Origin of the sequence: Serratia sp. 506_PEND (assembly GCF_001076875.1) — a bacterium.
GTDB classification, from domain to species: Bacteria; Pseudomonadota; Gammaproteobacteria; order Enterobacterales; family Enterobacteriaceae; genus Serratia; species Serratia marcescens.
This window is the reverse complement of the sequence record NZ_JVEL01000260.1, coordinates 1-15,325: the sequence shown is the minus strand read 5'-3', so window position 1 is coordinate 15,325 and position 15,325 is coordinate 1. Positions and strand designations below refer to the sequence as shown.

At 63.0% G+C, this 15,325-nt stretch carries 13 protein-coding genes, 1 pseudogene and 1 riboswitch; of the genes and pseudogenes, 4 read left to right on the top strand and 10 right to left on the bottom strand.

Annotation, left to right across the window (positions count from 1 at the left end):
* Window positions 1-672: SNF2-related protein (locus ADK28_RS06850; protein ID WP_048795255.1), on the bottom strand; the 672-nt coding region annotated here is incomplete at its 3' end.
* 247 nt (window positions 673-919) lie between these two features.
* On the bottom strand, window positions 920-3,286 hold the full coding sequence (locus ADK28_RS06845; RefSeq protein ID WP_048795254.1) for a DNA polymerase II: 2,367 nt from the start codon (window positions 3,284-3,286) through the stop codon (window positions 920-922).
* A 214-nt stretch (window positions 3,287-3,500) separates the two neighbouring features.
* On the opposite strand from ADK28_RS06845, the gene ADK28_RS06840 reads away from it, so the two are divergent.
* Window positions 3,501-4,271, top strand: a complete 771-nt coding sequence (locus tag ADK28_RS06840; RefSeq protein WP_016929111.1) for a DedA family protein — start codon at window positions 3,501-3,503, stop codon at window positions 4,269-4,271.
* 28 nt (window positions 4,272-4,299) lie between these two features.
* On the opposite strand, the gene ilvN is transcribed toward ADK28_RS06840, so the two are convergent.
* The 7 genes from ilvN to sgrR all read right to left on the bottom strand — a co-directional run bounded on the left by ilvN (window position 4,300) and on the right by sgrR (window position 11,740).
* Window positions 4,300-4,593 carry an acetolactate synthase small subunit gene (gene ilvN, locus ADK28_RS06835; protein WP_016929110.1) on the bottom strand — a complete coding sequence of 98 codons (294 nt, stop codon included), beginning with the start codon at window positions 4,591-4,593 and terminating at the stop codon, window positions 4,300-4,302.
* Between the two features lie 3 nt (window positions 4,594-4,596).
* Window positions 4,597-6,291 (bottom strand): acetolactate synthase large subunit, encoded by a 1,695-nt coding sequence (ilvB, locus tag ADK28_RS06830; RefSeq protein ID WP_048795253.1) that lies wholly within the window; start codon window positions 6,289-6,291, stop codon window positions 4,597-4,599.
* Window positions 6,292-6,402: 111 nt separating this feature from the next.
* Window positions 6,403-6,516: an ilvB operon leader peptide IvbL gene (gene ivbL, locus ADK28_RS31340; RefSeq protein ID WP_154747116.1), complete on the bottom strand. Its 114-nt coding sequence runs from the start codon at window positions 6,514-6,516 to the stop codon at window positions 6,403-6,405.
* Window positions 6,517-6,604: 88 nt separating this feature from the next.
* Window positions 6,605-7,309, bottom strand: a complete 705-nt coding sequence (gene thiQ, locus ADK28_RS06825; protein WP_048795252.1) for a thiamine ABC transporter ATP-binding protein ThiQ — start codon at window positions 7,307-7,309, stop codon at window positions 6,605-6,607.
* Entirely contained in the window at window positions 7,296-8,903 is a 1,608-nt protein-coding gene (gene thiP, locus ADK28_RS06820; RefSeq protein WP_048795251.1) for a thiamine/thiamine pyrophosphate ABC transporter permease ThiP, read from the bottom strand. Before thiP ends, thiQ begins: the two co-directional genes overlap by 14 nt.
* A complete protein-coding gene (thiB, locus tag ADK28_RS06815; RefSeq protein ID WP_033641247.1) occupies window positions 8,879-9,865 on the bottom strand; it encodes a thiamine ABC transporter substrate binding subunit in 987 nt (328 codons plus the stop codon). The genes thiP and thiB overlap by 25 nt, the downstream gene beginning before the upstream one ends.
* Before the next feature lie 57 nt (window positions 9,866-9,922).
* A riboswitch (TPP riboswitch) is annotated at window positions 9,923-10,041 on the bottom strand.
* A 37-nt stretch (window positions 10,042-10,078) separates the two neighbouring features.
* Window positions 10,079-11,740, bottom strand: a complete 1,662-nt coding sequence (gene sgrR, locus ADK28_RS06810) for an HTH-type transcriptional regulator SgrR (RefSeq protein WP_048795250.1) — start codon at window positions 11,738-11,740, stop codon at window positions 10,079-10,081.
* 90 nt (window positions 11,741-11,830) lie between these two features.
* Between sgrR and sgrT the strand changes: the two genes are divergently transcribed.
* The 3 genes from sgrT (at window position 11,831) to ADK28_RS06800 (ending at window position 14,972) form a co-directional block, all read left to right on the top strand.
* Window positions 11,831-12,004 (top strand): glucose uptake inhibitor SgrT, encoded by a 174-nt coding sequence (sgrT, locus tag ADK28_RS29845; protein WP_072009629.1) that lies wholly within the window; start codon window positions 11,831-11,833, stop codon window positions 12,002-12,004.
* 154 nt (window positions 12,005-12,158) lie between these two features.
* Window positions 12,159-13,355, top strand: coding sequence for a sugar efflux transporter (locus tag ADK28_RS06805; RefSeq protein WP_048795249.1), 1,197 nt, complete (start codon window positions 12,159-12,161; stop codon window positions 13,353-13,355).
* Between the two features lie 144 nt (window positions 13,356-13,499).
* Window positions 13,500-14,972 (top strand): DASS family sodium-coupled anion symporter, encoded by a 1,473-nt coding sequence (locus ADK28_RS06800; RefSeq protein ID WP_048795248.1) that lies wholly within the window; start codon window positions 13,500-13,502, stop codon window positions 14,970-14,972.
* A 42-nt stretch (window positions 14,973-15,014) separates the two neighbouring features.
* Here the strand turns inward: ADK28_RS06800 and leuD are convergent.
* Window positions 15,015-15,325, bottom strand: a pseudogene (gene leuD / locus ADK28_RS06795) (3-isopropylmalate dehydratase small subunit); the annotation flags it as partial.

The following is a 15,325-nucleotide window of genomic DNA, read 5'->3' as shown; positions in this document are numbered from 1 at the left end:
GTTGAAGCGGCGCATCATCTCTACCAGCCACTGGTGCTGCAGCGTTTCCGGCACCACGATCAGCACGCGCTCGGCGCGGCCCGCCAGCAGTTGCTGGTGGATGATCATGCCGGCTTCGATGGTTTTGCCGAGGCCGACTTCGTCCGCCAGCAGAACGCGCGGCGCATGGCGCTGGCCGACTTCATGAGCGATGTGCAGCTGGTGCGGGATCAGGCTGGCGCGCATGCCGCGCAGGCCGGCGAACGGCAGGCGATACTGCTCGCTCTGGTATTTGCGGGCGCGAAAACGCAGCGCGAAACGGTCCATGCGGTCGATTTGGCCGGCGAACAGGCGATCCTGCGGTTTGCTGAAGGTCAGCTTGCTGTCCAGCAGCACTTCGCGCATCGCCACGCCGCTTTCCTGGGTATCCAGGCGGGTGCCGATATAGGTCAACAGACCGTTTTCCTCTTTCACCTCTTCCACCTGCAGCTGCCACCCCTCGTGGCTGCTGACGGTATCGCCCGGGTTGAACATCACGCGGGTGATCGGCGAATCGTTTCTGGCATAGAGGCGGTTTTCACCGGTGGCGGGGAAAAGCAGGGTAATCATGCGCGCGTCCAGCGCCACGACGGTGCCCAGTCCTAATTCGCTTTCCGTGTCGCTGATCCAGCGTTGACCAAGAGTAAAAGGCATATATTGTCGGCTCGATTCTTTGTAAGTAAGTCTTGTTACCGGGCGGGAAGGGCCGCGGCACCTGTACTGAACGTCTGCTAATCCCGGTTTGTTTTAAATTTGGCGGGCAATAGCCGTTCACGCCATGCAGACGTCGCGAGACGGCAGGGCTAAGCGTGGTTCAGTTTTGGGAAGGGCGCTATGGTAATGGAAGGCGGCGCGTTCGTCACCTGCAAAACCGGATGATTTTTCTTAACCTGGCGCAATCTCAAAACAGCCCCATCTGCCCGGTAACCAGCGTGGTGAAATCGTCGTGCAAGAAAGGGAGTATAGCGTCTGCCACCGGTTGCAGCTGGCGTTCAAGGTAATGCTGATAGTCGATGGGCGAATGGCGGGTTTCCAGCGGTTCCGGCCCGGCCACGGTCATCACGTAGCTGATCCAGCCGCCGTTCTGATACTGCAGCGGCCGCCCCTGGCTGCGGTTGTAGTCGTCGGCGATGCGCGCGGCGCGGGCGTGCGGCGGCACGTTGCGCTGATAGTCATCGAGCTTTCTGCGCAGCCGTTTGCGGTACACAAGTTGATCGTCGAAGTCGCCGTTCAGGGTTTTGCCGACGTAGTCGCGCACATAGTCCTGATAAGGTTGCCGTTTGAAGATGCGCTGATAGAGCTGCTGCTGGAACTGCTGCGCCAGCGGCGTCCAGTCGGTGCGCACCGTTTCCAGGCCTTTATACACCATCTCTTCCTCGCCGTCGGCGCGCGCGACCAGGCCGGCGTAGCGTTTTTTGCTGCCCTGTTCGGCGCCGCGAATGGTCGGCATCAGGAAGCGGGAATAGTGGGTTTCGAACTCCAGTTCCAGCGCGTTCTCCAGCCCGAACTGCTGCTGCAGATGCTGTTGCCACCAGGCGTTGACCCGCTGCACCAGCGCCCGGCCGATCTGCGCCGCCTGCTGCTCGTCATGCGGCTGTTTCAACCAAACGAAGGTGGAGTCAGTGTCGCCGTAAATCACCTGATACCCTTCGGCTTCGATCAGCTCGCGGGTTTGGCGCATGATCTCGTGGCCGCGCAGGGTGATCGACGACGCCAGCCGCGGATCGAAGAAGCGGCAGCCGCTCGATCCCAGCACGCCGTACAGCGCGTTCATGATGATCTTCAGCGCCTGCGACAGCGGCTTATTGTGCTGGCGTTTGGCGGCCTCGCGCCCCTGCCAGATCTGTTCGACGATCGCCGGCAGGCAGTGTTTGCTGCGCGAGAAGCGGGCGTTGCGAAAGCCGGGCACTGAGTCGGCGTCGTTTGGGTGGCGCATGCCTTCCACCAATCCTACCGGATCGATCAGGAAGGTGCGGATGATCGACGGGTACAGGCTTTTATAGTCCAGTACCAGCACCGAATCGTACAGGCCGGGCTGGGAGTCCATCACAAAGCCGCCGGGGCTGTGCTCCTCCGGCTGTTCGCCGAGGTTGGGGGCGACAAAGCCCAGGCGATGCATGCGCGGCATATAGAGGTGGCTGAAGGCCGCCACCGATCCGCCGCTGCGATCGGCCGCCAACCCGGTGACGGTGGCGCGCTCCAGCAGGAAGTTGAGCAGATCGGCCTTGGCGAAGATGCGCGTCACCAGCTCACAGTCCTTCAGGTTGTAGCGTGCCAGCGCCGGCTTGTCTTCGGCGAAGCGCCGGTCGATCTCCGCCATGCGTTGATAAGGATTGTCGATCGCCTTGCCTTCGCCCAGCAGTTCCTGCGAAACGTATTCCAGGCTGAAGGAGGGAAAATTCCAGGTGGCGGATTTCAGCGCCTCGATGCCGTCGATGATCAGGCGGCCGGCGGCGGCGGCGAAAAAGTGATTCTGCTTGAAGCCATGCTCGCGCCACTCCAGCAGGTTGCCGCCGCGCCCCAGCCGCAGCGGGATTTGGTAGCGTTCGGCGTGCTTTTGCAGCACCCGCAGATCGAACTGCACCAGGTTCCAGCCGATGATGGCGTCGGGATCGTGCCGCTCCAGCCAGGCGTTCAACCGCTCCAGCAGCTGAGGGCGGCTGGCGCAGTACTCCAGATCGAAATCCAGCGGCGCATCGCCGCCGTTGGCCGGCCCCAGCATATAGACCTGACGCTGGCCGCAGCCCTCCAGCGCGATAGAGTAAAGTTCGCCGTGGGCCGTGGTTTCGATATCCAGCGACACCAGTTTTAGCGTTGGACGGTACTCCGGCGCCGGCTTCATCTGGCCGTTGAGCAACGGGCCGCCGCCGTCGGGGCTGCCGTTGAACCACACCGGCGCGGTGATGAAGCGTTCCATCAGGTAGCGCTCCGGCGGGCGAATGTCGGCCTCGTAGACCGCAACGCCGCCTTCCCGCAGCAGTTTTTCCAGCTTGATGAGCTGACGGTGCTGGCGGCAGTACAGCCCCAGCATCGGGCGGTGATGAAAATCCGTCAGCGCCAGCGGTTTTAGTTCGACTTGCCGCTCTTCCCGCAGCAGCAGTTCCGCGCGCTGCCTTTGTTCGGCGGGGATAAACGCCACCGAGGTCTGCGGCGGCAGACGCAGCTGACGCGGGCCTGCGTCGGTCGCCAGCCAAAATTCGACCTCGGTGCCGGCAGGCGTGTCGCGCCAGTGGCGAGTGAGCAGGAAACCCTGTTGCAGTGCAGTCATAACCCCTTCGTTTTCCACCGGGCGGCGTGCGCGACGTTCAGCGTGATGTCGGTTTTGGCGCTAATATAGATAAATTATAGTATGGGTTTTTATACAGTGATTGTCCATCGCCGCGCGGCGTTGCCAAATACGCATACAATTCATCGATTGACTCGCCAGCGGCGGCGCTGGAAAATCCTCCGCCCCGTTTGGCCCGAATAATCGCAGAGGTGTAATGGAAGCCTATTTACAAGATTTGATCACCCAGTCACTGGCTTTCACCCTGATGGTCGTCCTGCTGGTCGCTTTTCTGGAGTCGCTGGCGCTGGTGGGGCTGTTGCTGCCCGGCACGGTGATGATGGCCAGCATCGGCGCGCTGATCGGCAGCGGCAAGGTGGACTTTTACTACGCCTGGGCGGCGGGCATCGTCGGCTGTCTGCTCGGCGACTGGATCTCTTATTTCGTCGGCCGCGCGTTCAAGGGGCCTTTACACCGTTGGTCATTCCTGAAGAAGAACAAGGCGCTGCTCGACAAAACCGAGCATGCCTTGCACCAGCACAGCATGGCGACCATTCTGATCGGCCGCTTCGTCGGCCCGACGCGCCCGCTGGTGCCAATGGTGGCCGGCATGCTCGATTTGCCGCCGTACAAGTTCGCGCTGCCGAACATCATCGGTTGCCTGACCTGGCCGCCGGTTTATTTCTTCCCAGGCATTCTGGCGGGCGTGGCGATCGATATTCCCGCCGGCGCCGACAGCGCGATGTTCAAGTGGCTGCTGCTCGCGGCGGCGCTGCTGGTCTGGCTGGCGGTATGGTTGAGCTGGCGTTGGTGGCGTGAGGGCAAGCGCAACGCCGATCGACTGAGCCGTTGGCTGACGCCGCTGCGGCTGCGCGTGGTTTGCGGATTGAGTTGGCTGGCGGCGCTGGCGGTCGGTTATGCGCTGAGTCAGCAGCCGCTGATGCCGGTGTATCGCCACCTGCTGTGGCAGGTGTTGTCGGGTCAATGACCAAAGGGGGCGAAAGCCCCCGTTCGCCTTATTGGAAGAACGCTTCCAGCTGTTCAAATACCCGCACGTCTTCGCTGTGGCGCTTCACCTGCAGCACGTCTTCCAGCTTTTCCACCTGGCTGATCATTTGCTCCAGCCGCTGATCGTCGGCGACCAATAGCCAAATGCGGCTCTGCTGGCCGTCCTTTAGCGGCAGACACAGAATGCCTTCGACGTTGAACGCGCGGCGGGCGAATAGCCCGCAAACGTGCGACATCACGCCGGGATGGTTACGCACGGCCAGCTCCAGGATCACTTGGGGTTTATCTTGTGGTTGCAGCATGGCTTATTCTCCAATCATGTCGATGTTGGCGGCGCCCGGCGGCACCATCGGGAATACTTTTTCGTTGATATCGATCAGCGCGTGGATCAGGCAGGGGCCCGGGCGTTGGATCGCCTCGGCCAGCGCCGCCTGAGGATCTTCCGCGGCGTTCAGATCGCAGGTATCCAGCCCGAATCCGGCGGCGATCTTCAGGAAGTCGGTGCGCTTCGGGTAGGCGGCGGCGAAGATGCGCTGCTGGTAGAACAGGGTTTGCTGCTGGTGCACCAGCCCCAGCGCCTGGTTGTTCATCAAAATGATTTTCACGTCCAGATCGTGCTCGACCGCGGTGGCCATTTCCTGAATGTTCATCATCAGGCTGCCGTCGCCGGAGAAACACAGCACTTTGCGCTCGGGCTCCGCCAGCGCCGCGCCGATCGCCGCCGGCAGACCGAAGCCCATGGTGCCCAGACCGCCCGACGTCAGCCACTGGCGCGGCCGGCTCAGCGGATAGGCTTGCGCCACCCACATCTGATGCTGGCCTACGTCGGTGGTGATGATGGCGCTGTCGTCCACACAGCGCGCGGCGGCCAGCACCAGGCCGTAATGGCTCAGCGGATCGTCGGCGTTCGGCATGTTGAACGGGAATTCGCGTTTCAGGTCATTGACGGTGTTCAGCCATGCGCTGCGCGGCTGCGTGTCGATCTGCGGCAGCAGCTGGCGCAGCACCTGGCCGACGTCGGCATGGATCGCCACGTTGGCCTGTTTGACCTTGCCCAGCTCGGCGCGGTCGATATCCACATGAATGATGGCGGCGTTAGGGCAGAACTGCTCGGTTTTGCCGATCGCCCGATCGTCGAAGCGCGCGCCCAGCACGATCAGCAGATCGGCTTCCTGCAGAATGAAGTTGGTGCTGCGCGCCGCGTGCATGCCCAGCATGCCCAGCGACAGCGGGTGTTCCACCGGCATCGCGCCCAGCGCCATCAGCGTCATGGTGGTGGGCAGACCGGCGCGTTCGGCCAGTTCCACCGCTTGCCGGTGGGCGTCGGCGCAGATGATGCCGCCGCCCAGGTAGAGGATCGGGCGTTTCGCCTGATTGATCATCGCGGCCGCTTGCGAAACCAGCGCCGGATCGAAGCTTGGAGCGGCGTCCGGCACGGCGATCGGCGGCAGCTCTTCCAGCGTGATGGTGGCGGTTTGCACGTCTTTCGGCACATCGATCCAGACCGGGCCGGGGCGGCCGGACTCGGCGATGCGGAAGGCGTCGCCAATCACCTGCGGCAGTTCACGGATATCGCGCACCAGATGGTTGTGCTTGGTGATCGGGATGGAAATGCCGTAGGTATCCACTTCCTGGAAGGCGTCGGTGCCGATCATCGAGGAGGGCACCTGACCGGTGATGCACACCAGCGGAATGGAGTCGAGCTTGGCGTCGGCGATGGCGGTGACCAGGTTGGTGGCGCCCGGCCCGCTGGAGGCGATGCACACCGCCGCCTTGCCGTTGGCGCGCGCCATGCCTTGCGCCATAAAGCCCGCGCCCTGTTCGTGGCGCGCCAGCACGTGGTGAATGCGGGTGCTTTGGCTCAGCGCGTCATACAGCGGCAGCGCGGCGCCGCCGGGAATGCCGGCGACGGTGGTGATGCCCTGACGCTCCAGCAGATGAACGATCAATTGTGCGCCGGTGAAGCGGGTGCTCGGTTGAGGCGTGCCCGAAGTTGCCATGTTCCTGTCCTTTCTCAAGGCCGGTGAGCTTTGCTGGGCAGGGTGCTAAAACAAGAAACCCCGCCCGGTTTGCGCCGGCGGGGTTTGGGAATCGATGCGTTGATTCGGACCCTACGGCGCATTGCCGACGACCACCACCACACGCACGACGACCACCGCGGCTGGTAGCGCGGTAACTAGTAGGGTCGAAGTCAGCGAGGATGCGATCACAGGGAACCTTATCATCAGTAAAAAAAGTCAGGTTTTTATAAAAACACAGGCGCAAAATTCGCACAACAGGTTTATTGGCGCAGCATAAAAAACGCGCGTCAGATCACGCTTTGCCCGAAATGCCCAGCACGCGCGCTTCGGGCGCGCTGCCGTCCATCAGGGCCTGCGTCGTGCCGTCGTAATAGATGCGGCCGTCGACCACCAGCAGCGTGCGCGGCGCGATGCGTGCGGCGTCGTCGAGGTTGTGCGACACCATCAGCAGCGTCAGGTTGCGCTGTTCGCATACCGTCTGCAGCAGCTGCAGCATCTCGTTGCGCAGCGCCGGATCGAGCGCCGAGAAGGGTTCGTCGAGCAACAGGATCGGCCGTTGGCGAATCAAACAGCGCGCCAGCGCGGCGCGCTGACGCTGGCCGCCGGAAAGTTGCGACGGCAGGCGCTCCAGGTGCTCTTCCAGGCCGACCTGACGGGCGATATGCGCCCGCTGTTGGCGCTGTTGTTCAGTCAAGCGCAGACCGGGATCCAACCCCAGCCCGATGTTCTGCGCCACCGTCAGGTGCGCGAACAGGTTGTTCTCCTGAAACAGCATCGACACCGGCCGCTTGGCCGGCGGGGTGGCGGTGTGGTCTTCGCCGTTCAGCAGCAGCCGGCCGCTGGCCGCCGGCAGAAAACCGGCGATCAGGCTCAGCAAGGTGCTTTTACCGGCGCCGCTGGGGCCGAGCACCGCGACGCGCTCGCCCGGCTGGATGCGCAGATCAAAGCGCATCGGCAGGTGTTCATAGAGGTAGGTCAGTTTTTCAAGCGTCAGCATGGCGGCCCGGTAAGCGTTCAATCAGGGTAAACAACAGGAAGCACAGCAGCAGCAACAGCAGCGCGGTCACCGCCCCGTCGTTGCTGCGGTAGGCGCCAATCTGCTGATACAGGTAAAAAGGCAGGGTACGGAAATGCTCGTTGCCAAACAAGGCGACCACGCCGAAGTCGCCGATCGACAGCACGCAGGCGAAGGCCAGTGCCTGCGCCAGCGGGCGGCGCAGGGCGCGCAGCTCAATCAGCCGCAGCCGTTGCCAGCCGCGGATATCCAGCGACAGGCACAGCGGATTGTAACGTTCGGCGAGGTCGCGCATCGGGTTCTCCAACACCTTTAGCGCGTAGGGCACCGCCATCAGCGCATTGGTGAGGATCACCAGCGCATAGGGCGACTGCGGCAACCCAATTGTATCGCTCAGCAGCAGGAAGAAGCCGGTGGCCAGCACGATGCCCGGCATCGCCAGGATCACCATGCCGCTCAGCTCCAGCGCCTGGCCGCCGCGCAGCTGCTGCCGCAGTTTCAGCTCGCGGCTGCTCCACAGCAGCATCATCGTGAGCGCCACGCACAGCAGCCCGGCGCCGAGGGCGATGCGCAGCGACGTGAACAGCGCCTGCCACAGCACCGGCTGGCGCAGCACGCTGACAATGGCCTGATTGGCGCCGTCGGCGATCACCGCCAGCAGAGGCGGCAGCAGCAGCAGCAGGGCGGCGGCGATCAGCAGAAAATCGCTGATGCGCCGCCACAGGCTGTCTTCCGGATTGCGCCAGCGCTGGGCGTGGGTATGCCCCACCGGCAATGCCTGGCTCAGGCGCTGACTGATCAACACCAGCCCGAGACAACAGCCCAGCTGGATCAGCGCCAGCATGGCGGCACGCCCCAGATCGTAGTCGTAACTCAGCGCCTGGTAGATCGCCAGTTCGATGGTGGTGGCCTGCGGCCCGCCGCCCAGCGACAGCACGGTGGCGAAGCTGGCGAAGCACAGCATGAAGATCAGCGCGCCGCTCGGCAGGATCTGGCGACGCAGCGCCGGCCATTCGACGAAACGGAACTGCTGCCAGCCGTTCATACCCAGTTGGGCGGCCAGCTGGCGCTGCTCCACCGGAATGTTCTCCAGCGCCTGCAGCAACAGGCGGGTGGCCAGCGGCAGGTTAAAGAACAGGTGCGCCAGCAGAATGCCCTGCAGCCCGTAGGGCGAGAAGCCATACTCGACGCCCAGCCAGCCGCACAGCGTTGCCAGCCAGCCCTGGCGCCCATAGACGCTGAGCAGGCCGAACACCGCCACCAGCACCGGCAGCACCAGCGTCATGGCGCACAGCCGCAGCAGCAGCTGCCGGCCGGGGAAACGGCGGCGATAGAGCGCACGCGCCAGCAGAACGGCGGGCAGCACCGAAATCAGCGCCGACAACAGCGCCTGCCAGAAGGTGAAGCGCACCACGTGCCACAGGTAACTGTCCTGCCACAGGCCGCGCCAGTCGCTGTCCGGCGCGTGACGCCACAGTGAGCCCATCGCCAGTGCGGCGACCAGCAGGATCACGCCGGCGGCCAGCAGCCCCGGCCAGAGCCAGCGGGGGATCAGCGGCTGACGGCGGTTTGCCATGCCCGGATCCAACCGCCGCGTTGTTTGGCCACCTCTTCGGCGCTGTATTGCAGCGCGGTCTGCGGCACGTTCATCTGCTCAAAACCGACGGGCAGCGGGGTGTTGATCACCGGGTACATCCAGTTGCCGGTCGGGATGGTGTTCTGGAATGCCGGCGTCACCATGAACTGCATGAAGCGCTCGGCCAGCTCAGGCTGTTTGGCGGCTTTCAGCTTGCCCGCCACTTCCACCTGCAGGTAGTGGCCTTCGCTGAACGTGGCGGCGGCGTAAAGGTCTTTTTTCTCTTCGATCAGGTGATAGGCCGGAGACGTGGTGTAGCTGAGCACCAGGTCGCCTTCGCCTTTCAGGAACAGGCCGTAGGCCTCGCTCCAGCCTTTGGTGACGGTGACGGTCTTCTTCGCCAGCTGCTGCCAGGCGGCCGGCGCCTCGTCGCCATACACTTTTTGCATCCACAGCAGCAGGCCGAGCCCCGGCGTGCTGGTGCGCGGATCTTCGTAGATCACTTTCCAGTTGCGGTCGCCGCTGACCAGCTCCTGCAGGCTTTTCGGCGGGTTCTTCAGTTTTTCTTTGTTGTAGACGAAGGCGAAGTACCCGTAGTCGTAAGGCACGAAGGTCGCGTCCTGCCAGCCGCCCGGCACCGTCAGCTTGGCGGTGTCGACGCCGCTCGGCGCGAACAGGCCGGTTTGCTGCGCCGCCTGCAGCAGGTTGTTGTCCAGCCCCAGCACCACGTCGGCGGCGCTGTTTTTGCCTTCCATGCGCAGGCGGTTCAGCAGCGAGACGCCGTCTTCCAGCGCGACGAACTTCAGTTCACAGCCGCATTCGGCTTCGAAGGCTTTTTTCACCGCCGGGCCAGGGCCCCAGTCGGCGGCGAAGGAATCGTAGGTGTAAACCGTCAGCGTCGGCTTGGCGAACGCCGGCGCGGCGCACAGCAGCAATAAGCAGGGCAGATATTTTTTGACCACGTTGCACTCCTGAAAAATAAGGGGGCAAGGGCATCTGAGGGGGCGAGGCGGCGTCGCCGGTTCGCTGGGCTCAAATCCCTCCGCCGGTATTGACCGGATCAGGTTCGACGGGTGTGCTCTCAGCGGAAAATCGGGCTTATTAGGCGGCCCGGCTCTCCGCACCCCGTTGAGACGGCGCTATTGTAAAGATTAACCGACTTGGGCGAAAGGCGCTTATGTCTCCGGCGGGGCAAACCAGGCGGACTTGAAGTCGAACCAGCCGAGGGTGTTCATCCGCACGCCGCGCATGCTGCGCTGGCCGTGCAGCTGCAGCCAGTGGTGGAACAGCGGATGCAACTGGTGGTTGCTGACCAGACGCTGGCAGAACTCCGCCAGCGGCAAGCGGTTGGCGCGCCACAGCGCTGCGTCCTGCGCCAGATCTTCGTTCATGCAGTGCTGCATCAGCGGCAGTTCGTACAGCGTGGCGAACAGCGAAAACTCCAGCGGCAGATAGAAGTTGGCGCTGCCGAGCCACAGATCGCTGCGCGCGTCGCCCTGGTGCCAGGTGGCGTAATCCACGCTTTGCACGATCAGGCGGATGCCGTGCTGCGCCAGCAGCGGTTCAATCGCCTGGCGAATGGCGTGAAACTCCGAATGCTCATTGAAGTGGGTCATCGTCAGTTCGGTCAATCCCGCCGGTTTGGGTTGCTGCGCCAGCGCGCGGTTGTGGTGCCAGCGGGGCAGCAGGCCGTACGCCGGCGACCAGTAGCGCTGGTAGAGCGGCCCGGCGCGGCTCAGCAGCGAAATGGGGTTGATCAATTCGCACAGCCAGCTGCGAATGGCGGGGTCGGCGGCCCGCGGGGAGCGCTGATCGAACAGCAGGAAATAGCAGCCCTCTTCCAGTCGGCTTTCCAGTTCGTTTTTGCCGGTTTCATCGCCCTGCAGCTGCACGCCGGAGTGCACCAACTCTTCGGAGAACTCCGGCAGCACCCAGATGTTCACCTCGTCGATCAGCGCCCGGTAGCCGAAATAGTCGTCGAAGGCGTGGATCTTCATCTGGCTGGGAAGATTGCGCACCACGCGGTAGGGGCCGGTGCCGACCGGATGGCGGGCGAAATCCGGCAGTTCGCGCCATTCACGCGGGAGGATCATGGCCTGCACGCTGCCCAGCAGCCAGGGCAGCCAGTGGTCGGGGCTGTGCAGATGCACGTCGATAACGAACGGCGTCGGCGAGGTGACGCTTTCGATATGCGAGAACAGCGGTTGCGAGGTCAGACGCGAGAGGGAAGTGATGACGTCCGCCATCTCCAGCTCGCGGCCGTGATGAAAATGGATCGCCGGGCGCAGGTAAAACCGCCAATGCAAGGGCGTCAGCGCCTGCCAATGGTGGGACAGATCGGACTCCAGTTCCCCATTTTCCTCATTTATGCGCGTCAGGCCGTTGAAGATCTGGCGCGCCAAATGGGTTTCCGAACGCCGCAGCGCCGAGCCGGGCAGCAGGTTGTACAACTGCCGGTAGTAGAGCACCCGCAGGATGTGTTTCCCCTGGCGGAAGCTGCGCCCCAGCTGCGACAGCAGCATCTGGCGCACCACGTTTTTGTCGCCCACCAGTTGCACCAGCTGATCGATGCGATCCTGTTCCAGCAACTCCTCGGCCCGCTGTTGCTGCAGCGCCAGGCCGGTGTAGTGGAAGGTTAGCCGCGAACGCTTGCCGCGCCCCGACTCCGCCTGCCAGGTGAGCCAGCCTTCACGCTGCATGGCGCTCAGCAGGGAGCGCACGTGGCGCCGCGAGCAGCTGAGCACCTCCGCCAGATCCTGCAGCGTGGTGTCGGTGGTTTCACCGTGGCAGCGCTGCCACAGGCGGATGAACTGCTGCTGCAATCTGGACGTGGACATAAAAGAGGAACACTCCCGCTTCAACTCGTCAATTTTTCTTTCCCTATATTACGCCGATAATTTTCATCAATGAAAGGGGAGGGCGTAATCATGAAAGCTTTCTTATCCAAATCGTTCTATCAGCGCTATTTCAGCGCGGTCCGCCGCCAGCGCGCCGACTGGCTGAGCGTGGTGCCCGAACAGGCGCGGCTGGCGATGCTGGCGCATCTGACGCAATGGGACATTAAAGAGATGACCGATAAGCAGTATCGCGAGCACCTGTAGGGGCTGCGGCAACAAGTTTCTGAGTAATGGTGTTGTTTCACCAGCCAGTGGGGCGACCCACTGGTTTTTTTATGCGCGGTCATGGCGATGCGCTTGCTTTTTCCTCGCCGTGGCCTAAGGTTCTTTCTTCTGCTTTGAGGTCAGGGAAGACGATATGCAACGCCTGAGCCGGTTGTCACTGCGCATTAACCCCATCTTCGCCGCCTTCCTGCTGATCGCTTTTCTCTCCGGCATCGCCGGCGCGTTGCTGACGCCGACGCTCAGTCTGTTTCTGACCACCGAAGTCAAAGTGCGGCCGCTGTGGGTCGGGCTGTTTTACACCGCCAACGCGGTGGCCGGCATCGTGGTCAGCTTCCTGCTGGCCAAACGTTCCGACACCCGCGGCGATCGGCGCAGGCTGATCCTGCTGTGCTGCCTGATGGCGGTCGGCAACTGCCTGCTGTTCGCCTTTAACCGCGATTACCTGACGCTGATCACCGCCGGGGTGCTGATGTCCGCCGTTGCCAACACCGCCATGCCGCAAATTTTCGCGTTGGCGCGGGAATACGCCGACAGCGAGGCGCGTGAAGTGGTGATGTTCAGCTCGGTGATGCGCGCCCAGCTTTCGCTGGCGTGGGTGATCGGTCCGCCGCTGTCGTTTGCGCTGGCGCTGAACTACGGGTTCACCGTGATGTTCCTGATCGCCGCCGCCACCTTCGCGGTTTGCGTGCTGCTGGTGGGATTTATGCTGCCTTCGGTGCCGCGTGCGGCGGAGAATGGGGGGCTGCAGGGCGGGATGTCTGCGCCGATCGCGCCCGCCAGCGCCTGGCGCAATCGCGATGTGCGGCTGCTGTTCATCGTTTCGATGCTGATGTGGACCTGCAATACCTTGTATATCATCGATATGCCGCTGTATATCACCGCCGATCTCGGGTTGCCGGAAGGGCTGGCCGGGGTGCTGATGGGCACTGCCGCCGGGTTGGAAATCCCGGCAATGCTACTGGCCGGTTATTACGTCAAACGCTTCGGCAAGCGCAACATGATGCTGCTGGCGGTGGCGGCGGGCGTGCTGTTTTATCTCGGGCTGACGGTGTTGGCGACCAAGCCGGCCCTGATCGCGCTGCAGCTGCTTAACGCGGTGTTTATCGGCATCGTCGCCGGTATCGGCATGCTCTATTTTCAGGATTTGATGCCGGGCCGGCCGGGCGCCGCCACCACGCTGTTCACCAACAGCATCTCTACCGGGGTGATCCTGGCCGGGGTGCTGCAGGGCGCGCTGGTGGAGAATTTCGGTCATGGTTCGGTGTATTGGATGGCGGCGCTGCTGGCGCTGGCGGCGCTCGGGATGAGCGCCAAAGTGCGTGAAGTGTGAGGTTAAACGACGGCATTCTTGATGCAAGTCATTGAGAAGGCTAAGCCGGACGCTCAAGCTGAAGGCATATGGCGCGCGATCGCTGCGCCCACGCCCATCTCGCTATTGAGATGCCGCCCTGTCGTTTAGAACAGTGGGAACGTTATGGATAAACTCACACCGCTCAAACCGCTTCCTTCCCTGTGCGCCCTTGGCGCCACGCTGATTATCTGGTTCCTCATTCCCGTGCCGGAGGGCGTTGCGCCCAACGCCTGGCAACTGCTGGCGCTGTTTATCGGCACCATCATCGCCATCATCGGCAAGGCGATGCCGATCGGCGCGGTTTCGGTGATCGCCATCGCTCTGGTGGCAGTGACCGGCGTCACCAATCCGGGCAAGCCGGGCGCCGCGCTGGACGATGCGCTCAGCGGCTTCTCCAACCAGCTGATCTGGCTGATCGGCTTTTCGATCATGATTTCCCTCAGCCTGAACAAAACCGGGCTGGGCGCGCGCATCGGCTATTACTTTATTTCGCTGTTCGGCAAGAAGACGCTGGGCATCGCTTACGCGCTGACGCTGGCGGAAACCACGCTGGCGCCGGTGACGCCGAGCAACACCGCGCGCGGCGGCGGCATCATTCACCCGATCATGAAGTCGATCGCCGACAGCTTCGGCTCCAAACCCGAGCTCAATACCTCCGGCAAAATCGGCCGCTACCTGTCGTTGGTAAACTACAATATCAACCCGATCACCTCGGCGATGTTTATCACCGCCACCGCGCCTAACCCGTTGATCGTCAGCCTGATCGCCAAAGGCACCCATGGCAGCTTCGAGCTGTCCTGGTCGATGTGGGCGGTCGCCGCCCTGGTGCCGGGGCTGTGTTCGCTGCTAGTGATGCCGCTGGTCATCTACCTGCTGTATCCGCCGGAGGTGAAAAGCACGCCGGACGCGCCGCGCTTCGCGCGCGAAAAACTGCAGACGCTGGGGCCGGTGACGCTGCCGGAGAAAATTACTCTCGGGGTGTTCGCGCTGCTGTTGGTGCTGTGGGCCGGCATTCCGGCGATGATTTTCGGCCCGGCGCTGGCGGTCAATCCCACTACCGCGGCGCTGATCGGCCTGGCGGTGCTGCTGGCTACCGGGGTGCTGAGCTGGGAGGATGTGCTGAAGCATAAAGGGGCCTGGGACACCGTGGTGTGGTTCTCGGCGCTGGTGATGATGGCCAGCTTCCTCGGCAAGCTGGGGCTGATCGGCTGGCTGTCGCAAACCGTCGGCAACGGCATCGACCGTATGGGCATGAGCTGGGTGGGCGGTACGATCTTGCTGACCCTCATCTATTTGTATTCACACTATTTCTTCGCCAGCACCACCGCGCACGTGACGGCGATGTTCGCCGCCTTCTTCGCCGCCGGCATCGCGCTCGGGGCGCCGCCGGCGTTGCTGGGCCTGATCCTGGCGTTCTCTTCTTCGCTGATGATGTCGCTGACCCATTACGGCACCGGCACCGCGCCGATCGTCTTTGGCTCCGGCTATGTGACGCTGGGGGAGTGGTGGAAAGCGGGATGGGTGATGAGCGTGGTTAACCTGCTGATCTGGATGCTGATCGGCGGGGCATGGTGGAAGCTGCTGGGCTACTGGTGAGGAAAGAATTCACCCGCCGGGCGGCGGGTGAATTGAAGGGGATTAATTCAGAAACGCCGGCTGCTGCGCTTCGTAGCGGGAGATGTCCGCTTCGTGCTGCAGCGTCAGGCCGATGCTGTCCAGCCCGTTGATCATGCAGTGGCGGCGGAAGCTGTCGATTTCGAACGGATAGCTTTTGCCGCCGGCGTTGACCGTCTGGTTCTCCAGATCCACCACGAACTCCGTCCCCTCGTTGGCGTCCACCAGTTTGAACAGCTCGTCCACCTGCTGCTCGCTCAGCGTCACCGGCAACAGCTGGTTGTTGAACGAGTTGCCGTAGAAATCCTGTTGGGGCAGCCCGAAGAGTACCCGTC